This window comes from Streptomyces sp. NPDC056987 (genome assembly GCF_042673865.1).
In the GTDB taxonomy this organism is placed as follows: domain Bacteria; phylum Actinomycetota; class Actinomycetes; order Streptomycetales; family Streptomycetaceae; genus Streptomyces.
In genome coordinates, this window is the sequence record NZ_JBHURV010000002.1 from 262,096 (window position 1) to 284,044 (window position 21,949).

Annotated in this window: 19 protein-coding genes; 10 read left to right on the forward strand and 9 right to left on the reverse strand. The window is 72.8% G+C overall.

What is annotated here, in order from left to right:
* The first annotated feature begins 32 nt into the window (after positions 1 to 32).
* Complete coding sequence (locus tag ACFTZC_RS03500; protein ID WP_382886424.1) at positions 33 to 1,136, forward strand: GlxA family transcriptional regulator; 1,104 nt, start codon at positions 33 to 35, stop codon at positions 1,134 to 1,136.
* A 37-nt stretch (positions 1,137 to 1,173) separates the two neighbouring features.
* Here the strand turns inward: ACFTZC_RS03500 and ACFTZC_RS03505 are convergent, their stop codons facing one another.
* The 3 genes from ACFTZC_RS03505 to ACFTZC_RS03515 all read right to left on the reverse strand — a co-directional run bounded on the left by ACFTZC_RS03505 (position 1,174) and on the right by ACFTZC_RS03515 (position 3,231).
* The gene (locus ACFTZC_RS03505; protein ID WP_382886426.1) at positions 1,174 to 1,734 is read right to left on the reverse strand and encodes an ATP-binding protein; all 561 of its coding nucleotides are present in this window, start codon (positions 1,732 to 1,734) and stop codon (positions 1,174 to 1,176) included.
* 469 nt (positions 1,735 to 2,203) lie between these two features.
* Entirely contained in the window at positions 2,204 to 2,734 is a 531-nt protein-coding gene (locus ACFTZC_RS03510) for an EF-hand domain-containing protein (protein WP_382886427.1), read from the reverse strand.
* Between the two features lie 122 nt (positions 2,735 to 2,856).
* A complete protein-coding gene (locus ACFTZC_RS03515; RefSeq protein ID WP_382886726.1) occupies positions 2,857 to 3,231 on the reverse strand; it encodes an STAS domain-containing protein in 375 nt (124 codons plus the stop codon).
* Between the two features lie 291 nt (positions 3,232 to 3,522).
* On the opposite strand from ACFTZC_RS03515, the gene ACFTZC_RS03520 reads away from it, so the two are divergent.
* Together ACFTZC_RS03520 and ACFTZC_RS03525 are read left to right on the forward strand one after the other, a co-directional pair.
* Positions 3,523 to 4,104, forward strand: coding sequence for an RNA polymerase sigma factor (locus tag ACFTZC_RS03520; protein ID WP_382886429.1), 582 nt, complete (start codon positions 3,523 to 3,525; stop codon positions 4,102 to 4,104).
* Positions 4,101 to 5,378 (forward strand): maleylpyruvate isomerase N-terminal domain-containing protein, encoded by a 1,278-nt coding sequence (locus ACFTZC_RS03525; protein WP_382886431.1) that lies wholly within the window; start codon positions 4,101 to 4,103, stop codon positions 5,376 to 5,378. The genes ACFTZC_RS03520 and ACFTZC_RS03525 overlap by 4 nt, the downstream gene beginning before the upstream one ends.
* Positions 5,379 to 5,408: 30 nt before the next feature.
* Here the strand turns inward: ACFTZC_RS03525 and purU are convergent, their stop codons facing one another.
* Positions 5,409 to 6,341 (reverse strand): formyltetrahydrofolate deformylase, encoded by a 933-nt coding sequence (purU, locus tag ACFTZC_RS03530; protein ID WP_382886433.1) that lies wholly within the window; start codon positions 6,339 to 6,341, stop codon positions 5,409 to 5,411.
* A gap of 46 nt (positions 6,342 to 6,387) precedes the next feature.
* Positions 6,388 to 6,825, reverse strand: coding sequence for a hypothetical protein (locus ACFTZC_RS03535; protein ID WP_382886435.1), 438 nt, complete (start codon positions 6,823 to 6,825; stop codon positions 6,388 to 6,390).
* Positions 6,826 to 7,007: 182 nt separating this feature from the next.
* Between ACFTZC_RS03535 and ACFTZC_RS03540 the strand changes: the two genes are divergently transcribed.
* Positions 7,008 to 8,339, forward strand: a complete 1,332-nt coding sequence (locus ACFTZC_RS03540; protein WP_382886437.1) for an ABC transporter substrate-binding protein — start codon at positions 7,008 to 7,010, stop codon at positions 8,337 to 8,339.
* A 74-nt stretch (positions 8,340 to 8,413) separates the two neighbouring features.
* On the opposite strand, the gene ACFTZC_RS03545 is transcribed toward ACFTZC_RS03540, so the two are convergent.
* Together ACFTZC_RS03545 and ACFTZC_RS03550 are read right to left on the reverse strand one after the other, a co-directional pair.
* Complete coding sequence (locus ACFTZC_RS03545; protein WP_382886439.1) at positions 8,414 to 10,312, reverse strand: hypothetical protein; 1,899 nt, start codon at positions 10,310 to 10,312, stop codon at positions 8,414 to 8,416.
* Between the two features lie 303 nt (positions 10,313 to 10,615).
* On the reverse strand, positions 10,616 to 11,998 hold the full coding sequence (locus ACFTZC_RS03550) for a transcriptional regulator (RefSeq protein WP_382886441.1): 1,383 nt from the start codon (positions 11,996 to 11,998) through the stop codon (positions 10,616 to 10,618).
* A 308-nt stretch (positions 11,999 to 12,306) separates the two neighbouring features.
* On the opposite strand from ACFTZC_RS03550, the gene ACFTZC_RS03555 reads away from it, so the two are divergent.
* The 3 genes from ACFTZC_RS03555 (at position 12,307) to ACFTZC_RS03565 (ending at position 15,763) form a co-directional block, all read left to right on the forward strand.
* Positions 12,307 to 12,996, forward strand: coding sequence for a bifunctional DNA primase/polymerase (locus tag ACFTZC_RS03555; RefSeq protein WP_382886728.1), 690 nt, complete (start codon positions 12,307 to 12,309; stop codon positions 12,994 to 12,996).
* A gap of 170 nt (positions 12,997 to 13,166) precedes the next feature.
* Positions 13,167 to 14,093, forward strand: a complete 927-nt coding sequence (locus ACFTZC_RS03560; RefSeq protein WP_382886443.1) for an ABC transporter ATP-binding protein — start codon at positions 13,167 to 13,169, stop codon at positions 14,091 to 14,093.
* The gene (locus ACFTZC_RS03565) at positions 14,090 to 15,763 is read left to right on the forward strand and encodes a transporter (protein ID WP_382886445.1); all 1,674 of its coding nucleotides are present in this window, start codon (positions 14,090 to 14,092) and stop codon (positions 15,761 to 15,763) included. The genes ACFTZC_RS03560 and ACFTZC_RS03565 overlap by 4 nt, the downstream gene beginning before the upstream one ends.
* Positions 15,764 to 15,856: 93 nt before the next feature.
* Here the strand turns inward: ACFTZC_RS03565 and ACFTZC_RS03570 are convergent, their stop codons facing one another.
* Together ACFTZC_RS03570 and ACFTZC_RS03575 are read right to left on the reverse strand one after the other, a co-directional pair.
* Positions 15,857 to 16,729 carry an alpha/beta fold hydrolase gene (locus ACFTZC_RS03570; RefSeq protein WP_382886730.1) on the reverse strand — a complete coding sequence of 291 codons (873 nt, stop codon included), beginning with the start codon at positions 16,727 to 16,729 and terminating at the stop codon, positions 15,857 to 15,859.
* Between the two features lie 768 nt (positions 16,730 to 17,497).
* Positions 17,498 to 18,190 carry a metal-dependent transcriptional regulator gene (locus tag ACFTZC_RS03575; RefSeq protein ID WP_382886446.1) on the reverse strand — a complete coding sequence of 231 codons (693 nt, stop codon included), beginning with the start codon at positions 18,188 to 18,190 and terminating at the stop codon, positions 17,498 to 17,500.
* Positions 18,191 to 18,432: 242 nt separating this feature from the next.
* Here ACFTZC_RS03575 and ACFTZC_RS03580 point away from each other — a divergent pair, with 242 nt between their 5' ends.
* The 3 genes from ACFTZC_RS03580 to ACFTZC_RS03590 all read left to right on the forward strand — a co-directional run bounded on the left by ACFTZC_RS03580 (position 18,433) and on the right by ACFTZC_RS03590 (position 21,895).
* Positions 18,433 to 19,188, forward strand: coding sequence for an SIS domain-containing protein (locus ACFTZC_RS03580; protein WP_382886448.1), 756 nt, complete (start codon positions 18,433 to 18,435; stop codon positions 19,186 to 19,188).
* 526 nt (positions 19,189 to 19,714) lie between these two features.
* Positions 19,715 to 20,299 (forward strand): carbonic anhydrase, encoded by a 585-nt coding sequence (locus tag ACFTZC_RS03585; protein WP_382886450.1) that lies wholly within the window; start codon positions 19,715 to 19,717, stop codon positions 20,297 to 20,299.
* Between the two features lie 105 nt (positions 20,300 to 20,404).
* Entirely contained in the window at positions 20,405 to 21,895 is a 1,491-nt protein-coding gene (locus ACFTZC_RS03590; RefSeq protein ID WP_382886452.1) for a SulP family inorganic anion transporter, read from the forward strand.
* Positions 21,896 to 21,949: the final 54 nt, after the last annotated feature.

Consider the following 21,949-nt stretch of genomic DNA (forward strand, 5'->3'; position numbering starts at 1 on the left):
GCCGGATGGACACCCTTCGCTAGGATCGGGCCATGCCTCACCCACCGCCGCACCGCCCGCACCACAGGGATCCGGCTGACCCGGCGCACCCAGCTCACCGCGTCGCCGTGCTCGCCCTCCCCGGCGTGATCCCTTTCGAGCTGGGCATCCCGCAGCGGATCTTCGGCCGCGCCCGCGGTGCCGCGAAGGAGCCGCTGTACGAGGTCGTGACCTGCACCGCCGGGGCGCCGGGGCCCGTATCCACCGATGCCGACTTCTCGATCGTCGTCGAGCACGGGCCCGAGGCGCTCGCCACCGCCGACACCGTCGTCGTACCGGCGTCGTACGAGCTCGGCCCCGTCCACACGGACGGTGTCCTCACCGAGGAACTCGCCGCCGCCCTCGCCCACATCCGGCCGGGCACCCGCATGGTCTCGATCTGCACCGGCGGTTACGTCCTGGCCGCCGCCGGGCTCCTCGACGGGCGGCCCGCCACCACCCACTGGTCGTCCGCCGCCCACTTCCAGCGGCTGTTCCCGCGCGTCGCGGTCGACCCCGACGTGCTGTTCATCGACGACGGGGACATCCTCACCTCGGCCGGGGTCGCCGCCGGGATCGACCTCTGCCTGCACATCGTGCGCCGCGACCACGGCACGGCGGTCGCGGGCGAGGTCGCGCGCCGTACGGTCGTCCCGCCGCACCGGGACGGCGGTCAGGCGCAGTACATCCGGCGGCCCGTCCCCGAACCACAGGCGGCGACCACGACCGCGGCGCGCGCCTGGGCGCTCAGCCGCCTCCACGAGCCCATCCAGCTACGGGACATGGCCGAGCGGGAGTCCATGTCCGTACGGACGTTCACCCGCCGGTTCCGCGAGGAGGCGGGCGTCAGCCCCGGGCAGTGGCTGGTGCGGCAGCGGATCGAACGGGCGCGTCATCTGCTGGAGTCGACCGACCTGTCGGTCGATCAGGTGGCGCGGGACTCCGGGTTCGGTACGGCGCAGTCGATGCGGCAGCATCTCCAGGCGGCGCTGGGCGTCCCGCCGACGGTGTACCGGCGTACGTTCCGGGCGGGCGCCGCCACCGGCTCCGGATCCGCCACCGGCTCCGGCTCCGCCACCGGCTCCGGCTCCGGCGCCATGGCCGGCGACCGGCGGTGACCCACGCCGGCCGACCGCGCCCCGCCGACCGGTCGCGCTACGCCGGGCGCGCGATGCCGTACGACGGCTGGTACGGCGCCGGGCCGTACCCCGCGGCGGCGCCGTAACCACCGGTGCCGGGGCCCGGGACCGGGCCGTGGGCGCTCGGTGCGCCCGACGCCTGCGACCTGCCCGGGGAGTCCTCGGCGGTGTCCGGCGCGCCCCGGTCCACCTCACACCAGATCCGCTTGCCCGCGCCCTCCGGCTGCCACCCCCACCGGTCGGCGAGGCCGTCGACCAGTTCCAGGCCACGGCCGTTGGTGTCCTCACCGGCCGCGTGGCGGGGGCGCGGCGGGCAGGCGCTGATGTCGGCGACCTCCACCCGGACGGTGCCCGCCTCCGCCGCACCCGAGCCGAAGAGCATCCGCAGCACGGCAGGGCAGCCGGTGTGCACCACGGCGTTCGTGACCAGCTCGGAGATGAGCAGGATCAGCGTCTCCGCGACCGGCTCGTCATCCCCCATGCCCGAACCGACGAGCCTGGATCTGGCCCATCTGCGAGCCCGCCCCACCTCCGCGGGGTCGGGCCCGATCTCCAACTGAACCTGAAGCACCTGCACCGCTCACACCATCCGAACCGGCGGACACATCGCCTCGCGCCTCGACAGGGTTCTCGACGAGATCACCCAACGTGATTCCCTTGCGAGACAGCATGGTTGACGTACAGTCACCACAACAAGCGCTTCGGGCATATTCCAGCGCGAAGGAGTAGGCGTGGTGCATACTGTGCGACGCACGCCGAGGGGAGTCGAACACCGGCGCGCACGGCGCACTCGCGGCGCCCCAGCGGCGCACACGCCCGACGCGGGCGCCGCCGTAACGGCATCACCGCGCGCTTCGCGCCTCTCTACCTCTCGCACCCGAGGGAGCGTACCGGAGCCGGGTCACGACTCCGGCGCGTGACGGCGAACCGTAAGGACACAACCCGGTATCGACCGCGCCGGCCGCCCTCCCACCACGCACGGTGACGCATCAGAGGGCTGAGGCCAACGCTTTCGTACGGTCGGATCCGGGCGCGCCCCGGGCCGATCAGGGTTCCGGCGTCACGTAGTACGCGGCGAACCCCTTGAGGATCTCCGCCTCGCCGATCCGCCCGTCGCCGTCCGCGTCCAGTTCGCGGGCGACCCGCACCGCCGCCTCGGGCTCGACGCCCAGCACCCGCAGCGCCCGCTCGGCCGCCGCCGGGGTCACGGTGCGGCCGTCGCCGGATGCCGCGCCGGCCCCGCCCGCGACCGCGATCGCCGCGCTCAGGAACGGCCGGGCGATCTCCGCGAACCGCTCCGGGTTGTCACGCAGCCGCTTCACCGCGCCGGTGACGAACTCCTGGCGGCTGACCCGCTGATCACCGTCGACGTCCGCGATCCCGGCCATCCCCTGCCAGAACGCCTCGGCCCCGCTGTAGAGCGCCTGCCCCTTGTCCGAGCGGGCGGTCGTGCCGAACTCGGCGAGCAGCGCCGCCGCGGCCCCGCTGAAGTCCTCCCGGTCGATGTAACCGCTGCCGTCCTGGTCGAATGCCGCGAACCTGGAGGCGATCTTGCCCTCGTATTCTGCGCTGTCCATGCCGGGAGCGTACGACGACCGAGGGGCGCCGTGTGCCCGCTTGCCCGGAAGCCGTACGGAGAAAGCGCAGTTGACGCGGGCGCGGAAGGGTACGGGGGCCACGCCGAGGAGCACCGGCACCACTACGCCGACAGCGGCTGCGCGTCGACGTCGACGGCGCTCGGCACATCGGGAAAGACCTCGAAGAGCCGGCGTACACCCAGCGCCGCGAGAACGCGGTTGACGTGCGAGCCCTCCTCCGAACCCCGCGCGGGCAGGATGAGACGGAGGCTTCCCCGGCAGGAGTGGAGCAGCCTGCGGGAGGCGATCAGGACGCCGACACCGCTGGAATCGCAGAAGAACACCTGCGAGAGATCGAGCACCAGTGCGTGCTGTCCCTCGGCCACCGCGTCATGGACCCGCTGACGGACCTCGGGCGAGGTCACGATGTCCAGCTCGCCGGTGATGTGCAGCACGGTCCACGCACCCCGGTCGGACTCGTTCACCTTGAGCGTCACGCGTCTCATGCCCTTCTCCTCGACGGATGGGACGATCCGGAAGTATTGCTTCCCGACCGCGCCTGCCCCTTCGCCACGAGCCGAAACGTCGCAGGGCGCGGTAAGGGCGCACTTACCTCAAAGGGGCGTGCGCTGCCCGTGGTGCCCACTACATTCGATGGGACGGTCGAGCCCCTCGCGGCCCGGACTTCGGCATCATGGTGGCGGAAGCCGGTGGCGGGGACGGACAAAGAGGCGGAGCGGACGGGCACGGGGAACCACGAGAGCCAGAGGAACAGGGCTGGGGGTCGGATGGCGAAGAACACACCGCCCCGCTGGGACCGCAGGATGCAGCAGCGGCTCGCGCGGGGTGAGGCGGCGGCGCTCGGTGAGCTCTACGACCGGTACGCGTCCCTCGTGCACAGCCTCGCCCACCGCGTACTGGACGACGACCAGGCCGCGGACCGCGTCACCCGCGACGTATTCGGTCATGTCTGGGAGAACCCGGACACTTATGATCCCCGGCAGGGCTCCCTGCGCTCCTGGGTGGCGAACGTCACACAGGAACTCGCCGTACGGCAGCTCCGCGAGACGGAGCGTGAGGCGTTCGAGGCGCGCGGCGAGGGCTCCCCGGAGGAGCTGGAGCAGAAGATCCGCCGGGCCTCGGCGGCGGCCCGGGCGGACTACATCGTCAGGTCGATGCCGAAGCCGCTGCTCAGCGCGTTGCAGCTGGCGTACTTCCAGCGCCGGGACTGCCGCCAGACGGCGGAGGACCTGGGCGTCACGGAGGACGAGGCACGCCGCCGGCTGCGGCTGGGTCTGCAACTGCTCTCCACCGCCAACAGCCGGGCCGGGGACGACCTCCCGCCGCCGGGAAACGGACGCTCGCTGTGACCGGCCCGCTGGACGGCGGCTCCCACGACGGCCGCGAACCCGACGAACCGCCGCTCTTCCTCCGGATACCCGGCCCGCGGGCGGCGGGCGACGACCTCGACCCGCCGGAACCGGAACCGGAACCGGAACCCCAGCTCGTGCCGGAGTCCGCGCCCGAACCCGCCCCCGAACCGCCCCGGCTCAGCCACAAGGTACTGAAGTCGCTCCTCGGCGCCTGGGCGCTCTCCGCCTGCTCGGCCGCCGAGACCGGGCTCGTCGAGGACCACCTCACCGAGTGCGCGCCCTGCGCCGGTGAGGCGCTGCGGCTGCGCGACGCCGTCGGGCTGCTGCACGCCGAGGGGAACCTGGACCTCGACCCGCGGCTGCGCTCCCGCGTGCTGGAGGAGTGCCTCGGCCGCCGCCCCGCCCGCGTCCCGGTGCCCGGCTGGGCCGCCCCGTACGACGCCGAGACCGCCCGGCTCGACGCGCTGCTGCGCGACATCGGCTCCCAGGACTGGCACGCGCCCGTACGCCTCCAGTGGTTCGCGGACGACCGGACCACCTTCCGCAAGACGACGGTCGCCGGGGTCATGGGCCACCTCATGACCGTGGACGGCGTGGTCGCGGCCGCCCTCGGCCTCGACGACCCGGTCGGCCAGGACGCGCCCGTCGACCCGACCGACCGTACGGAGACCTTCTGGCGCTCCGCCGCACCGCCGCCCACCCGCGCGCTCCACGAACCCTGGCGCGAGCAGAGCCACGCCCTGATCCGTACGGTCTCCTTCGCCGGCCGGGGCGTGGCCGAACTCTCCGTGACGTACGGGGAATTCGCCCTGCCGCTGCGCGACGCGCTGCTGGAGCGCGCCTTCGAGTGCTGGATCCACGGCACGGACATCGCGGAGGCGGTGGCCTATCCGTACCGGCCGCCGAGCGGGCCCCATCTCCACTCGATGATCGATCTCGGCGCGCGGCTGCTCCCGGGCGCCCTCGCGCTGCGCCGCCGGGCGGGGCTGGCCGGCCCGGCGCAGCAGCTCGTGGCGGCGGGCTCGCCCGGCCGGTCGCTGCATCTGCTGGTCGAGGGCGCGGGCGGCGGGGACTGGTACATCCCGCTGGACTCCCCGGCGGCGGTCGGCTGCCGGGAGCTGTCCGTGGGCCAGGTCGCGCTCGACGCCGTCGAGTTCTGCCAGGTGGTGGCCGGGCGCGTCTCGCCGGAGGACGCGGCGGCCGGGCAGGACGGCGACCGCGAGGCGATCAGGGACGTGCTGTTCGCGGCGGCGGCGATGAGCCGTCTCTGAGCACGGGCCACTGCCGCCCTGCGCCGGAACTCAGGCGAAGACGACCGTGCGGTGGCCGTTCAGCAGGATCCGGTGCTCCGCGTGCCACTTCACCGCGCGCGCCAGCGCCTGGCACTCCACGTCCCGGCCGATCGCCACGAGCTGCTCCGGTGTGACCTGGTGGCCGACGCGCTCGACCTCCTGCTCGATGATCGGGCCCTCGTCGAGGTCGGCGGTCACGTAGTGCGCCGTCGCGCCGATCAGCTTCACGCCCCGCGCGTGCGCCTGGTGGTACGGCTTCGCGCCCTTGAAGCTCGGCAGGAAGGAGTGGTGGATGTTGATGATCCGGCCGTTGAGCTGCTTGCACAGGTCGTCGGAGATGACCTGCATGTAGCGGGCGAGGACGACCAGCTCCACCTCCTCGGCCCGGACCAGCTCCAGCAGCTCCGCCTCCGCCGCCGCCTTCGTGTCCCTCGTCACCGGGATGTGGTGGAACGGGATGTCGTACGAGGCGGCCAGCTCGGCGAAGTCCGTGTGGTTCGAGACGACGGCCGCGATCTCCACCGGGAGCGCGCCGGTGGACGCCCGGAAGAGCAGGTCGTTGAGGCAGTGGCCGAACCTGCTGACCATGAGCAGGATCCGCATCTTCTCCTCGGGGCGGTGGATCGCCCACTCCATCCGGAAGGAGTCCCCGATCGCGGCGAAGCTCGCCCGCAGTTTCTCCACGGTCGCCGGCGCCTCCGCCGAGAAGTGCACCCGCATGAAGAAGAGCCCGGTGTCGTGGTCCCCGAACTGCTGGCTGTCCTCGATGTTGCAGCCGGTCATGAAGAGGTAGCTCGACACGGCGTGCACGATGCCCTGCTTGTCCGGGCAGGACAGCGTCAGCACGTACTGGTCGGTGCCGTCCCGGCCGTCGGTGCCGTCCCGGCGGTCGGTGCGGCCGGACGGGGCAGGCGAGGCGGGTGGCTGCGCGGCGGTACTCATGACCACAAAGGATCCCACATCGCCATACCTGCTCAGCCGTACCCGCTCAGCCGGAGCGCGTCATGATGCGCAGCACGTCCAGGGTCTGCGGCAGGGCGTCCGGGTCGTCCCCGTCGCCCGCCGCCAGCCGTACGTGCGCCTCGCGGGCCGCGCGGACCGCCTCGGGCCAGCCGTGGTGGTCCAGATAGGCGGAGACGGGCGCGTCAGCACCGACCTGGTGCATGATGCGCAGCACCCGCAGCACGGCGACGTCGACGAGCGCGGCCTCGCCGGAGTCGCGCAATATGGTCCCGACGTACTTCTCGGCGGACCAGTTGTCCAGCCAGGTGTCCTCGACCAGCCGGTACACGGCGTCGGTGACGTCCCCGTACCCCTCGCGGCCGGCCAGCCAGTACTCCTGGTGGAAGACGGGATCGGAAAGCATGTGCAGCGCCGAGCGCACATTGCTGCGCCAGCGCCACCACGGCATGTCGTTGAGCGGCATGCCGCCCATGGTGGGGGAGCGACGGGCACGACGGGAAGAGTTCTCGGAACCTTGCTGCACATCACCGACTTTACGGTCCGCCGGGCGATGTCACCCAGGGCCCCTGCTATTCACCTCTGCGTCACCCACCGTTGACTCGTGCTCACTCCGCAATTACCCGTGGCGCGGCAGTGTGCATGGCTATGACCGGTCGGCGACGTTTCTCCTCCCTCCGCCCCTTCCAGTCCGGCGCGCGACATCTCTGTTCGAGAAGCACGAGAAGTAGGGGCGGCACGGGAAGCACGCGCGGCACGAGGGGCGGTGTGCTGCTCGCGCTCGCCACCCTCCTCTCCGGCTGCGGTGTGCTGCCCGGGGACCCCGGCGGCTCCCGGGCGCCGGTCACCGTCATGACCTGGGCGCCGATCGGCAGCAACGCCACCAATCTGCCCGGTATGCCGGCCATGGCGCGGGCGTACGCGGGCTGGGTCAACGCCTCCGGCGGCATCGACGGCCACGAGCTGCGCGTCCTGACCTGCAACGAACGCAACGACTCGGCCGGCGCGGCCGAGTGCGCCCGCCGGGCCGTGAAGGAGAAGGCCGTCGCCGTCGTCGGCTCGTACAGCCAGTTCGGCCGCGAGTTCATGGCGCCGCTGGAGGCCGCGGGCATCCCGTACATCGGCGGATACGGCATCAGCGAGGAGGAGTTCACGAGCTTCCTCTCCTACCCCGTCAACGGCGGGGTGGCCACGCTCCTCGCGGGCAGCGGCAAGCAGGTCGCGCGCAACTGCGACCGGACGGCGCTGGTACGGCCCGACACGATCGCCGGCGACGACCTGCCCGAGCTGATGGACGCCGGGCTCGCCGAGGGCGGTCGCGGGTCCGTCTCCGACGTCCGCGCGGCGGAGGACGCCACCGACTACACCCGGCAGGCCAGGACGGCGCGCGAACGCGCCGGGGACGGCGGCTGTGTCACGGCGGTGCTCGGCGACCGTACGGAGACCTTCTTCGACTCCTACCGCAGGCTCCCCGACGACGGCCGGAACGTGCGGGTCTCCTCGGTGCTGGGCAGCGTCGACCAGTCGCTCGTCGACCGTACGGGCGGCAAGGACGGGATCTTCGAGAACGCGTACTTCACGGGCTGGTACCCGGTGGCGAACGACCCGGCGTGGGCGGAGATGCGCGGCGTGATCGACAAGTACGCCTTCGGCGACAACGACATCGACCCGGCGGACCCGGGGGCGCAGACCACGTGGATCGCGTACACCGTGCTGAAGAAGGTCGTTGAGTCGATCGGCGCGGACGAGATCACCACCGGCCGGATCACGGACACCCTGGACCGGGGCCTGGAGGTGAACACCGGCGGCCTCACACCGACCCTGCGCTGGCGGTACGAGGACATGCTCGGGACGCCGAACTTCCCCCGGATCATCAACGGGGACGTGACGTTCCAGGTGGTGCGGCAGGGGCGTCTGGTGAGCCAGCGGAAGGGATTCGTCAGCGTGGGCGAGACGCTGCTGGGGGAATCGCACCGGTAACGGTACGGGCACGGGTCCCCGTACGGGGACGACTCCCCGGCCGGGGACGGTCCCCCGGCCGGGCGTGCTCGTCGTCAGAGCTGCGTCGGGGGGCGCTTCGTCAGGTCGTACTCCGTCGCGATGCTGTTCCACAGGCCCGACGCCTTCTGCTTCGCGGCCGTGGCCTCGCCGCTCGCGCGGTCGCCCTTGGAACGCTCGGAGGTCACCCGCGCCTGGCCGTCCTTGCACCCCTTCTTCTTCCCCACCTGCTTGGCCCACTCCGCGTAGTGGTCGTCGGCGGAGGCGGACGCCTCCCACGCGTCGGTGAGGGATGACGTCAGTTCACCGTGCTGCGGCAGCTTGTCCACGGTCAGCGCGTCCAGCCGGGTCACCAGGCCCCGGCGCTGCTCGGCGGCGCCGTGCAGATCGGTGGCGGCCTGGTCGAGGTTGTCGCAGGACCTGATGGAGTTGACGGCGTTGATCACCGTCTGGCGGCTGCTGCTGCTGTCCGCGAGCAGCTTGTCGAGCTCCTCCGCCTGGGTCTTCACGGGGTCCGGGGGCGCCGGGGCCTCCGACGACCCGGTGGCCTCGGGCGAGGTCGTCGCCGCCACCGTCTTGCTCTCGTCCTTGGACGTGTCGTCGCCCCCGCCGCTCATCAGCGCGCCCGCGCCCAGCCCGAGCACGACGATGCCGGCGGTGACGGCGGCGATCAGCGGGGCCCGCGAGGACTTGCGGCGGCCACCACCACCGCCGCCGTGGTCCGCGTGCGACTGCGACTGCGACGGGAACGGGGCCTGAGGCCTGGCCTGGGCCTGGGTCTGAGGTTGCGGCTGCGGCTGTTTGCCGGGCCCGCCGCCCCGGGCGGCCCGCCGGCCGCCGACGGGCGGCGCCTGGGTCTCGATGCGGGGCATCTTCTGGGTGGACTCGGGGGCGCCCTGACCGTCCGCGCGGAAGAGGTTGTCGAACTCCGCGGGCGGCGGGCGGTCACCGGGGGCGCCGGGCCGTACACCGTACGGGGAGGGGGCCGGGGCCGCCGCGGGGACGGGGGCGATGAACTGCGTCGCCTCCGAGTCCGAACCCGGCGCCGCCGCGACGGGCGGCAGGAACTGGGTCGCGTCGGCCGCGTTGTCCCGGGCCTCGGGCGGCAGCACCCCGGGCCCCTGCGAGGCGGGGGCGGCTGACGGGACGGGAGGAACGAACGGGATGAACTGGGTGGCGTCCGAATCCCCCATGCCCCCCGCGGGCCCGCCGGGCACGGCGGAGACGGGCGGCAGGTACTGCGTGGCGTCCGCGCTGCCGGGTGCGGGCGCCGGCGTCTCGGCGGGCAGCGGCATCGGCTGCCCGTAACCGCCCTGGGTCCCGGAGTGCGGCTGCGGCTGCGCCTGAGGCAGCGGCTCGCCGTACTGCGGAGACGACGGGGGCTGCTGGAGGTGCGGCGGCTGCTGGGGCTGCTGGGGCTGCTGGGGATTCCCGTACGGCTGCGGCTCCCCGTGCGGCTGGGGCAGCGGCTGCCCCTGGGACTGCGGTACGGGCTGCCCGTACGGCTGCGGCGGGGTCTGCGGCGTGCCGTACGGAGCGCCCCCCTGCGTCCCGTACGACGGCGTGGGCTCCGGCCCGCCGTACGCCCCGTAGGCTCCCTGGCCGCCCTGGGGGCCGGCCTGCGGATACCCCGGCTGGTAGGGCTGGTCGTACGGCGGCGCCCCCGCGGGCGCCCCGTACCCCTGCGCCGGGCCCTGCGGGGTGCCCTGCGCTCCGTAGGGCGCATGCGGGGCGCCCGGATCCTGCCCGTACGCCTGCTGCGGCGGCAGCCCCCACTCCTGGGCGCCCGGCTGCTGCGGGCCGGTCGGCGGCAGCACGGACGGACCCCCGACAACCGGGCCGGGCGGCGGCGGGCCGGTCGGCGGCAGCACGGACGGACCCCCGACAGCCGGGCCGGGCGGCGTCCGGTCGACCGAGCCGGGGATCAGGGGCGCGCTGCCGTCACTGGGCAGCACGACGCCTTCGTGCGCGGTCCGAGCGGCGGGATACTGCGGCTCATCCCCTTGTCCGCTGTGCGTCACCGGGACTCCTACGTGTGGAACGTCTGGCCTACCGAATCATCGGTTCACGCTACCGGGTGAATCGCGCCTTCGAACACGCGCGTCGGGCCGATGTCGGGCAGGTAACACCCCGGCCTGCGAAGACGCTGGTAGAAGGCGTGAAGTCGCGGACGCTCCACCTCAATTGACCGAGGGCACGGTGTCCACACCGCGCCCTCACGACATCCCCACGCAACCCGTACGCCCGGGCCGGCGGTCTCAGGCCGCCTGGATCTCCAGCCGCGCCCCGAACTCCCGTACCGCGGGCTCGTCCCCGTACGGCTCCAGCCGCTGCTGGAGGTCCTCCAGATACTCCGCCCCCCGGCTGGAGCGCAGCGTCCCCAGCAACTCCACCGCGCGCGTGCCGGTCTGGCAGGCCTGCTCCACCTCACGCTGCTGGACCTGCGCCGTCGCCAGCAGGACGAGGCCGATCGCCCGGCGCCGCGCGCGGGACTCCGGATGGCCCTCCAGCGCCGCTTCCGCGTGCCGGGCCGCCGCGTCCGGGCGGCCCAGATCGCGGTAGCAGTGCGCCAGTTCGTCGGAGAGATAGGCGTGGTCGAAGTGCTCGATCCACTCCGGGTCCTCCCCCGCGCCCTCGTCCGTGTGCTCCAGCGCCGTGATCGCCCGGCCCGCCGCGGTCTCGCAGGTACGGGTGTCCCCCATCAGCGCGTGGCCGCGCGCCTCCGCCGCGTGGAACATCGCCTGCGCGCGCGGCGACACCTGACCGCGCGTCCCCTCCTGCGCCGCTCGCGCCAACTGGGCGATCTCACGCGGGTTTCCGAGCTGGGCGGCGAGATGGCTCATCGACGCGGCCAGGACGTACCCCCCGTACCCCCGGTCCCCGGCCGCCTGGGCGAGGCGCAGCGCCTGGATGTAGTAGCGCTGGGCGAGCCCCGGCTGGCCGGTGTCGACCGCCATGTACCCGGCCAGTTCGGTGAGCCGGGACACCGCGGCGAAGAGCCGGCGGCCGACCGTCTCCCGGTACGAGCCGGCGAGCAGCCCGGCCACCACGCTGTTCAGGTAGTGGACGACCACCGGCCGGACATGGCCGCTGCCGAAGCGGTGGTCCAGCTCGATGAGCGCGCGGGTCATCGCCCGTACCGCCTCGACGTCCGAATCCCCCACCCGGGCACCGGTGTTGCGCGCGACCGTGGAGTCCGCGCCGGTGATCAGCCAGTCTCTGCTGGGCTCGACGAGCGCCGAGGAGGCGACGGCCGAGCCGGAGAGGAAGTCACGGCGCCCGACGTCGCTGCGCCACAGCTCACAGACCTGCTCGATCGCCCCCATGACGGTCGGCGAGAACTGGAGGCCGACCCCCGAGGCGAGGTTCTTCCCGTTGGCCATACCGATCTCGTCGATCGTGACCGTACGGCCCAGCTTGCGGCCCAGCGCCTCGGCGATGATGCCCGGCGCCCGGCCGCGCGGCTGCTGGCCGCGCAGCCACCGGGCCACCGACGTCTTGTCGTAGCGCAGGTCGAGCCCGCGCTCCGCTCCCACCATGTTGACGCGCCGCGCGAGCCCGGCGTTGGAGCACCCGGCTTCCTGGATGAGCGCCTGGAGCCGTTCGTTCGGCTGACGCGCGACGAGTGGCCTGGCTGCCAATGGATACCCCCTGTGGCCGCAGTGATCAACTCTGTGAACACTGCCCGGCAAATATGCGGAGAATGCGCATGTTCGGCAATAACGCAAATAATCTAGGTCTTTCCGGAAACCCCCGTGACCACGACCGGCCAACGGTCGTGTGCGGCCCCCCGCTGCCCCTATGGTGTCCGACCCCCGGGGGTGGTTACCCGCGTACCGCTCCACCCCTTCCCGCGCGCCCCCGTACTTGCATCGATGCGCCCCATGTGCGGGATCGAGGGGTACGGCGCGCCGCCCCGCGCCCGTAACCCGTGCTGGTGGCGGGAGTTGTGCTCTGCGTGGAAGAGACCATTGGAGTGACGGGCGGCGCCCGGGTCCCCGGGCAGCGGGGCGACCTGCTGCTCGACAGCGCGGTGCGGTACGCGGACGAGCGGCACTGGGACGTGTTCCCCGGCACCCGGCTGGTGCCGGTGCCCGGCGGTGAACGGTGCTCCTGCGAGCGGGCGGGGTGCGCCGCGCCGGGGGCGCACGCGACGGGCCCCGGCTGGGCGGGGCTGGCGACGGGCAGTCCGGCGGCGGTGCGCAGGCTGTGGTCGAAGCAGCCGGGGGCGTCGGTGCTGCTGCCGACGGGGCGGGCCTTCGACGCGCTGGAGGTGTCGGAGTCGGCGGGCTTCCTGGCGCTGGCCAGGATGGAGCGGATGTCGCTGGCGCTGGGGCCGGTGACCTGCACCCCGGACCGGCGGATGGTCTTCTTCGTCCTGACGGGAGCGGCGGCGAAGGCGGACACCCTCGTACGGAACCTGGGGTGGGACCCGGAGTCGGTGGACCTGATCGTGCGCGGCGAGGGGCAGTACGTGGCGGCGCCGCCGACCCGGGTGGGCGGCAGGGGCGCGGTGCAGTGGGCCCGCAGACCGACGCAGGCGAACCGCTGGCTGCCGGATGTCGCGGAGCTGATCAGCCCGCTGGCGTACGCGTGCGGCCAGGACGCGGCGGCGGTACGGGCGCGGAAGCAGGGGTAGCGGCGGACAGCGTAAGGGGCACGGGTAAGGGCTCGGGTAAGGGGCTCGGGTAAGGGGTGAGCGTGCGCGGCCTGGGTAGATGTGGGCGGCTTACGTAGGGTGGTCCCCGTACTTCTGATCGGGATATCAGGGGCATCGGGGATCAACGGGACACGGAAGGGTCGTGCGTCATGCCGGACCGAGCACCAGGAGAAGCGGAGGCGATCACAGGGCCCCGGACCGAAGCGGCGGCGGGAACCGGAGCGATCGCGGGCGCCGAAGCGACGGCGGGGACTGGAGCGGCGGAAGCGGCCGGAGCGGTCGTAGGGACGCCGACCGAGACCGTCGCGGGGGCGGCCGTGCGGGTCGAGGGGCTGTGGAAGCGCTTCGGCGAACAGATCGCCGTCGCGGGCATCGATCTGGAGCTGCCCGCAGGCCAGTTCATCGGACTGGTCGGGCCGAACGGCGCGGGCAAGACCACCACCCTCTCCATGATCACCGGCCTGCTCCGCCCGGACCGGGGCCGGGTCGTGGTCGCCGGACACGACGTCTGGCGGGACCCGGCCGAGGTCAAAGCACGGATCGGCGTACTGCCGGAGGGACTGCGGCTCTTCGAACGGCTCTCCGGGCGCGAACTCCTCGGCTACAACGGCCGCTTGCGCGGACTGCCCGGACCCGAGGTCGACAAGCGGGCCACCCAGCTCCTCGACGTGCTCGACCTCGCGGGCGCCCAGCACAAGCTCGTCGTCGACTACTCGACCGGCATGCGCAAGAAGATCGGGCTGGCGGCGGCGCTGCTCCACAACCCCCAAGTCCTCTTCCTGGACGAGCCGTTCGAGGGCGTCGACCCGGTCTCCGCGCAGACGATCCGGGGCGTCCTGGAGCGCTACACCGCCTCGGGCGCCACCGTCGTCTTCTCCAGCCACGTCATGGAGCTGGTCGAGTCGCTCTGCGACTGGGTCGCGGTGATGGCGGCGGGCCGCATCCGCGCGCACGGCACCCTCGCGGAGGTACGGGGCGACGCGCCGTCCCTCCAGAGCGCCTTCCTCGAACTCGTCGGCGCGCGGGGGCACGACGGCGGCGGGGACCACCTCGACTGGCTGGGCGGTACGCGATGAGCGGCGCCCCGGCCGGGGCCACGGCGGGCGGCGTACCGAGCGGCGTGACAGGCGGCGTGGCGCCGGCGCCCGCGCTCACCCCCGTGTTCGTGCGGCTCAAGCTCGCCCTGCTGCGCAACGGGCTGCGCCAGTCGTCCGGCAGGACCGCCGCGTACATCGCCTCCGTGGTCGTGGTGCTGCTGCTCGCGGCGGCGCAGTTCCTCGGCCTGGTCCTGCTGCGCGACACCGCCCACGCGGACACGGTGGTGGTGCTGCTGACCGCCGTGCTCGCCCTGGGCTGGGCGGTGATGCCGCTGTTCTTCCCGAGCGGTGACGAGACCCTGGACCCGACGCGGCTGGTGATGCTGCCGTTGCGGCCGAGCCCCCTGGTACGGGCGCTGCTGGTGGCGTCCCTGGTGGGGATCGGGCCGCTGTTCACGCTCTGCCTGCTCACCGGCTCGGCGATCGCGACGGCGCACGGCGCGGGCGCGGTGGCCGTCTCGGTCCTCGCCGTACCGCTGGCGCTGCTGGTGTGCGTCGCACTCGCGCGCGCCGTCGCGGCGGCCAACATCCGGCTGCTGACCTCGCGCAAGGGCCGCGACCTGGCGGTGCTCAGCGGTCTGGTGATCGCCGTCGGCGTCCAGTTCGTCAACTTCGCCGCGCAGCGGCTGGGCGACGCGGGCGGCCTCGGGGCGCTCGACCCGGTGGCGGGCGCCGTCCGGTGGCTGCCGCCCGCGTCGGCGCTCGGCGCGGTCGGCTCGGTGAGCGAGGGCGCGTACGGACGGGCCGCCGCGCAACTGCTGCTGTCGGCGGGCGCGCTCGCCGCGCTGCTGTACGCGTGGCAGCGGTCGCTGACGAAGCTGATGACGGCCCCGGACGGCTCGACGCTGGGCGCCGGACAGCCGGGCCGCAAGGAGGCGACGGCGACCCGGGGCCCGGGGCGGGTACTGGCCGGGCTGTTCCCGGAGGGACGTACGGCCACGGTGATGAAGCGCAGCCTGCGGTACGTGTGGCGCGACCCGAAGACGAAGGCGGCGTGGGCGACCTCGCTGGCGATCGGCCTGATCGTGCCGCTGTTCAACGCGCTCCAGGGCAGGGGCACGATCTACTTCGCGTGCTTCGCGGCCGGCATGCTCGGCATCCAGATGTACAACCAGTTCGGCCAGGACACCTCGGCGTTCTGGATGGTCGCGCTGACGATCTCCTCGACGCGCGACGCCTATCTGGAGCTGCGGGCGCGGGCGCTGGCCCTGCTGGTGGTCACGCTGCCGTACTCGGCACTGGTCACCGTCGCCACGGCGGCCGTGCTGGGCAACTGGGGCGCCCTGCCGGAGGCGCTCGGCCTCTCCTTCGCGCTGCTCGGCGCGATGCTGGCGACGGGCGCGGTGGCGTCGGCGCGCTTCCCCTACTCGATCCCGCAGGACAGCGGCTACAAGAACGTCGCCCCGGGCCAGGCGGGACTCGCCTGGATCTCCATCTTCGGCGGCATGCTCGGCGCGGCCCTGCTCTGCGCACCGGTGCTCGCCCTGACGATCTGGCTCCACGTCTCGAACCTGGCCGACCGCTCATGGCTCCTGCTGCCCGTGGGCACGGCGTACGGAGCCCTCATCGCCCTCGGCGGACTCCGCCTGGCGGCCCCGCAGACGGCGAGGCGCCTGCCGGAGATCCTGACGGCGGTCAGCAAGGGCTGAGGGGCAGGCGGGGCCGCGCTCTTGGTATCCGCCCCCGCCCGGCCCGTCCCCGGGCGGTTCGACCGGTTCCGGCGGCCGGTCGCCCGTCCCCGGTCACCCCGTCAGGACGCCCTCCAGGAACGGTTCGATCGCCGCTCGCCACGCTTCGGGCTGGTCGTAGTGGACGAAGTGGCCCGCGTCGAGCACCTCCGCGTACTCGCCCCTCGGGAGCACCCGGACCATTTCGTGGGCCTCCGCCCTGCCCAGTTCGCCGTCGAGTCCCCGGACCACCAGCGTGGGGCACTGGACCTGGGCCAGCTCCTCCCAGTGCGCGTCATGGACCCAGGTCTCGCGGGACGTCATCATCTGGCGGCGCGAGAAGACCGGGTGCCAGCCGTCCGGGCGCTCGGCCATGACCTCCGCGAAGAACTCGCCCCGGGCCGGCGTGGGGCGCTCGGCCCAGGGGTCTTCCTCGCCGAACCACTTCCGTACGTCCGCGAGCGAAGCAAATGGGACCGGCCAGGCGCGGAACCAGTCGCCCCACTCCCGCTGCGACGCGGCGCCCAGCGCCGAGGCCCGCATGTCGCAGATGACCAGGGCGCGAACGAGATCCGGGCGCGCGGCGGCGAGCTGCCAGGCCGTGAGCGCGCCCATCGAGTGGCCTATGAGCGTGACGGGGGCGAGCTCCAGCTGCTCGATCACGGCCTCCGCGTCCGCGACGTACGCCTCGCGCGTGAACGGCCCCTCCGGCGGCTTCTCGCTCAGGCCGTGGCCCCGCTGGTCGAACGCGACCGCCCGGTGCCGGGCGGCGAGCCAGCGCGCCGTGGCGTCCCAGTGCGAGGCGCGGCCCATCAGGCCGTGCAGCAGCAGGACCGCCGAGCTGTCCCCCGGCCCACGCGCCTCCGGCTCGGCCTCGGGCGGGTCGGCGAACTCCCAGGCAGCGAGACGTACGCCGTCCGCTCCGGTCACATCGATGCGCCGCACCATGCGTCCCGGCACCCCCTTCGGTCTCACGGTCTCGCTCACGGTCCTGCGGAGTCCTGCACAGTCCTGCTCGCGGGTGCGGGGACCGGGCCCGTGCCACATCCCGGACTCCCACCGCACCAGCCACACCAGGCTATCGAACCTTTATTCGAACGCGCGGTTTTCGCGCCCAACACCGCTCGTTCGAGTGACCACGGTCCAGGATTGCCGGGCGGCCCTCAGGGGAGATCTTCTCCGGGAGGCGGGCCGCTCGGGGATGACGGTCCGAAGGGGACGACCCTGGGAGCTCGGGGCTCCGGGTCGGCGTGGGGGCGGCCGGGCTCCGGTGCCGCAAGGCGCCGGGGCCCGGTTCGCGTACAGCGCCGGGGCCCGACCCACGTACGGCACGGGAGCCCGGTTCGCATACAGCGCCGGAGCGCGGCTCGCGTACGGCGCCAAAGCGCGGCCCGCGTACGGCTCCGGGCGTGGCGGGACACCGTCGGGCCTCATCGCCGTACGCACACATCACGCCACGCATCAGCCGCTCCCTCCCTGCCGCCGCGGACGTCCCCACGCCCGCCGCGGCTCACCCCCCGGGCACCGCAGGCACCCGTACCACCGACCGTCCGGGCCGTACCGGAGACAGCCCGGCCCCGCCCGTCACGCTCGTCCTGCCCGTCGCGCCCCACCTGTCGCACCCGTGTCACGCGTGACTACCGACGTCACCGGTCTCGCCGGCCCCACCCGGTGACGTACGTACCTATGGCCGGGCCCCGACCGATGCGCCCGGTCTCAGCGCTTGGCGACGAAGACGTGCGACGCCACCTCGGACTCCAGCTCCGCCGCCTCGCCACTGCTTCCTACCAGTACCCCACCCGCCGACTCCGTCACACTCACCACGGAGCCGGGCTGCACACCCGCGCGCCGCAGCGTGTACATGAGCTGGGCGTCCGTCTGGATCGGCTCCCCGATCCGCCGTACGACGACCGTCTTGCCCTCGGTGCCCGGGTCCAGCTCCGCCAGGCTCACCATCCCCGCGTCGAGGAAGGGGTCGGCCTCGGCCTTCTCGCCCAGCTCCTCCAGGCCCGGGATCGGGTTCCCGTACGGCGACTCCGTCGGGTGGCGCAGCAGCTCCAGCACCCGCCGCTCCACCGCCTCGCTCATCACGTGCTCCCAGCGGCACGCCTCCGCGTGCACCTGCTCCCACTCCAGGCCGATCACATCGACCAGGAGGCATTCCGCGAGCCGGTGCTTGCGCATGACCCGTGTCGCCAGCCTGCGCCCTTCTTCCGTGAGTTCCAGATGCCGGTCGCCCGCGACCTGCACCAGTCCGTCGCGCTCCATGCGCGCCACGGTCTGGCTGACCGTCGGGCCGCTCTGATCGAGCCGCTCCGCGATCCGGGCGCGCATCGGGACCACGCCTTCCTCTTCGAGTTCAAGGATGGTGCGGAGATACATCTCCGTCGTGTCGATCAGTCCGGACATTCGTGCCCCTCGAATAAATCGTGCGCTGGCCCTGACCCAATTCTGACGCATACCACCGACAAGCGTGCCTCGCCGGAGAGCACCACCCTTGACGCGCTTGCCCGCACCGGCCGCGGGCCGGGCGGCACCGGGCCCGTCGCGGCGGCCGGCAGCGGTATTGACAGAGCAATGGTCCAGACCTCAACGTGATCGGCGGCACAGACATTCCCCCGCCCCCTGGCCCACTCCCGGAAGGTCACCCGATGAGCGAGAGCACGCCTGCCGATCAGTTCTTCGACGCGGCGATCGGCCTGCTCCAGCGGGTACGGGAGAAACAGTCCGCCACTGTCGCCGCCGCGGGCACGGCGGTCGCCGACACCGTCGCCGCCGGGGGCCGGCTCTTCGCGTTCGGCGCCGGGCACTCCTCGCTCGCCGCCCAGGACGTCGTCTACCGGGCCGGCGGCTTCGCCACCATGAACCTGCTCACCGTGCCCGGCGTCGTCGGCGTGGACGTGATGCCCGCCCCCCTCGGCTCGGCGCTGGAGCGGGTCGAGGGCCTCGCGGGCGCCGTGCTCGACTCCAGTCCCGCCGCCGCCGGGGACCTGCTGGTCATCGTCTCCCTCTCGGGGCGGAACGCGCTGCCCGTGGAGATGGCCCTGAACGCGCGGGCCCTGGGGCTGACGGTGATCGGGGTGACGTCCGTGGCGTACGCGACGGAGACCCGCTCCCGGCACCGCACCGGGACGTTCCTCAAGGACCACTGCGACATCGTCCTCGACAGCGGGATCGCGGTCGGCGACGCGGAGCTGACGGCCCCCGGCATCGAGGCGCCGTTCGCGCCCGCCTCCACGGTCGTCACCAGCGCCCTGATGCAGGCGGTGATGGCGACGGCCGCCACGGAACTCGCCGGGCGCGGCATCGAGCCGCCGCTGCTGCGGTCGGGCAACGTCGACGGCGGCACCGAGTGGAACGGCCGGGTGATGACCGAGAACCGGGACCGGATCTTCTACCGCCACTGACCGCCCTTGACCGCCCCTTGACCGTCCCATGACCGCCCTCGCGGGCGCGCGACACATTCCCGAAACTATCGCCGGGACGCGCCCGGGTGGCTCCGCGTCACCAATGCAACGCCTCTTCGACCGTGCGATCGAATAACCGGGGAGCCTCCTGTGAATGCCGGGGCCTGCGGGAATCACCCCGAGTGACTTTGCTCGCACACCTGATCCAGAACCGCCACTTTGCGTCACGAAAGGCGCACTTGGCGGAATTTTGATCTTTCACCTAGAGGTAATGTTCAGGCAAAGTAGTGGAGGTTGCCATGCCTCATCATGGGAACCGGCACCGCGTTGCCGCGTAGCAACGTGTTCCGCGTACCGACCGAAGGAGAGGGCCAGCAGTGAGATTCCGACCGAACCACGCGTTCGCCCTCAGACGCGGAATCCACGCCGCCTGACCCGGCGGCTCTTCATCTCGCTACACCCCCCACTGACCCGACCACACCGCGCCCCGGCAAGAGAAGACCGGGGGTGCAGGAGGCAGGCCATCATGAAGTCACTCATCGATCACGCCCGTTCATTTTCCGTGCGGGTGGCGGAACGCCCCGACGAGTTCCGTGAACTCGCCGCGGGGCAGTCGCCCGAAGCACTCTTCATCACCTGCTCGGATTCCCGAGTCATCCCGTCCCTCATCACCGGAGCCCGCCCGGGTGAGCTGTTCGAGCTGCGTACGGCGGGCAACATCGTCCCCCGGTACGACGAAGGGCGGCCCAGCGGCGAGGCCGCGACCATCGAGTACGCGCTGCGCGTGCTCGGCGTCCGCGACATCGTCGTCTGCGGGCACTCGCACTGCGGTGCGGTCGGCGCCCTGGTGCGGGGCGACGACCTGTCCGCCGTCCCCGCCGTGCGCGGCTGGCTGGACCTGGGCGGGGGCGAGCTGCCGTCCGAACAGGGCCTCGCCCACTGCGTGCAGCACCACGCCGCGGCGCAGCTCGACACCCTGCGGGGCTACCCCGCCGTCCGCGAGCGGCTCGCCGACGGGCAGCTCTCGCTGCACGCCTGGTACTACGAGGTGGACACCGGCGCGGTGAGCAGCCACCGGCCGGAGCTGGGCGGGGCGTTCAGACCGCTGTGAGCACGGCCCAGGGCACGACCTCAGCCACGGCAACCGGCCGTGGCTGAGCCGTCGTTCCCGGGCCGCACCGCGTAGCCCGCCCCGTCTCACAGCTAGGACACCCTCATGTTCAGCCTCTTGAAGGACCGTGAGGTCCTCAGGCGCGACATCCTCGCGTCACTCGTCGTCTTCCTCGTCGCCCTGCCCCTGTGCGTCGGTGTCGCCGTCGCCTCCGGGGTGCCCGCCGAACTCGGCCTGGTCACCGGCATCGTCGGCGGCATCGTCGTGGGCGTCCTGCCCGGCAGCTCGCTCCAGGTGAGCGGCCCCGCCGCCGGACTCACCGTCCTCGTCTACCAAGCCGTCCAGGACTTCGGTCTGGGCGTGCTCGGCGCCATCGTCCTCGTCTCCGGGCTGCTCCAGCTCGCGCTCGGGGCCTTCGGCCTCGGCCGCTGGTTCCGGGCCATCTCCGTCGCCGTGGTGCAGGGCATGCTGGCCGGCATCGGCCTGGTGCTGGTCCTGGGCCAGGTGTACGCCATGGCCGACACCGCCCAGCCGTCCGGCGGCATCCCCAAGCTCACCGGCCTGCCCGGACTGGTCGGCGAGATCTTCACGAACGGTACGGCGCTGACCGCGTTCCTGGTCGGCGCCGGTACGGTCGCCGTCCTCGTCCTGTGGCCCAAGCTCCCCGCGAAGGTCCGCGTGGTGCCGGGACCGCTGGCCGCCGTGGCGCTCGCCACCGGCGTGACCCTGCTGCTGGACCTGCCGATCGCGAAGGTCGAGGTGCAGGGTCTGCTGGAGTCCATCAGCCCGCCCGGGCTGGACGACTTCGGGCAGCTCGCGGGGGTCGCCGCGCTCGGCACCGTCCTCGCCTTCACTCTCATCGCCTCGGCGGAGAGCCTCTTCAGCGCCGCCGCCGTCGACCGTATGCACGACGGACCGCGCACCGACTACAACAAGGAGCTGATGGCCCAAGGCGTCGGCAACACGATCTGCGGCGCGCTCGGCGCGCTGCCCATGACCGCCGTCATCGTGCGCAGCGCCGCCAATGTCCAGGCGGGGGCGCGTACATCGCTCTCCCGGGTCCTGCACGGCGTGTGGCTGCTGCTCTTCGCGGCGCTGCTGCCCGCGGCGATCGGCGTGATCCCGCTGGCCGCGCTCGCGGGCGTCCTGGTCCACGCGGGGTGCAAGCTCGTGCCCGTACGGGAGCTGGCCCCGCTGTGGCGGGAACACCGCGGCGAGGCCGTGATCCTGGCCATCACGGCGATCGCGGTCCTGGTCACCAACCTCTTCGAGGGCGTGGTGCTGGGGCTGCTGCTCGCCGTGGTCAAGACCGCGTGGGAGATCTCGCACCTCCATGTGGACGTGCGGGAGCTCACCGGCGGCCGGCTGGTGGTGTCGGTCACGGGGAACGCGACGTTCCTGCGGCTGCCCCGGATCATGGAGCAGCTCGAAGCCCTGCCGAAGGACCGGCCGATCGAGCTGGACCTCTCGGATCTGCGCCATGTCGACCACGCGTGCCGTATCGCCCTGGAGAACTGGGCACTGCGGCACAACGACGCGGAGACCGAACCGGTCAGGATGCTGCCCCCGACGGCCACGGAGGCGTCCCGACCGTAGGCGTACGGTCACGAGCGGGCAGGGGCGTACGCGTACGGCCCTGCCCGCTCAGGC

What these genes read in the sequence shown, in the direction of transcription:
- ACFTZC_RS03500 (WP_382886424.1), top strand. Translation starts at nt 33, where the DNA reads ATGCCTCACCCACCGCCGCACCGCCCGCACCACAGGGATCCGGCTGAC.
- ACFTZC_RS03510 (WP_382886427.1), bottom strand. Translation starts at nt 2,734, where the DNA reads ATGGACAGCGCAGAATACGAGGGCAAGATCGCCTCCAGGTTCGCGGCA.
- ACFTZC_RS03520 (WP_382886429.1), top strand. Translation starts at nt 3,523, where the DNA reads ATGGCGAAGAACACACCGCCCCGCTGGGACCGCAGGATGCAGCAGCGG.
- purU (WP_382886433.1), bottom strand. Translation starts at nt 6,341, where the DNA reads ATGAGTACCGCCGCGCAGCCACCCGCCTCGCCTGCCCCGTCCGGCCGC.
- ACFTZC_RS03535 (WP_382886435.1), bottom strand. Translation starts at nt 6,825, where the DNA reads ATGCCGCTCAACGACATGCCGTGGTGGCGCTGGCGCAGCAATGTGCGC.
- ACFTZC_RS03540 (WP_382886437.1), top strand. Translation starts at nt 7,008, where the DNA reads ATGACCGGTCGGCGACGTTTCTCCTCCCTCCGCCCCTTCCAGTCCGGC.
- ACFTZC_RS03560 (WP_382886443.1), top strand. Translation starts at nt 13,167, where the DNA reads ATGCCGGACCGAGCACCAGGAGAAGCGGAGGCGATCACAGGGCCCCGG.
- ACFTZC_RS03565 (WP_382886445.1), top strand. Translation starts at nt 14,090, where the DNA reads ATGAGCGGCGCCCCGGCCGGGGCCACGGCGGGCGGCGTACCGAGCGGC.
- ACFTZC_RS03570 (WP_382886730.1), bottom strand. Translation starts at nt 16,729, where the DNA reads ATGGTGCGGCGCATCGATGTGACCGGAGCGGACGGCGTACGTCTCGCT.
- ACFTZC_RS03575 (WP_382886446.1), bottom strand. Translation starts at nt 18,190, where the DNA reads ATGTCCGGACTGATCGACACGACGGAGATGTATCTCCGCACCATCCTT.
- ACFTZC_RS03580 (WP_382886448.1), top strand. Translation starts at nt 18,433, where the DNA reads ATGAGCGAGAGCACGCCTGCCGATCAGTTCTTCGACGCGGCGATCGGC.
- ACFTZC_RS03585 (WP_382886450.1), top strand. Translation starts at nt 19,715, where the DNA reads ATGAAGTCACTCATCGATCACGCCCGTTCATTTTCCGTGCGGGTGGCG.
- ACFTZC_RS03590 (WP_382886452.1), top strand. Translation starts at nt 20,405, where the DNA reads ATGTTCAGCCTCTTGAAGGACCGTGAGGTCCTCAGGCGCGACATCCTC.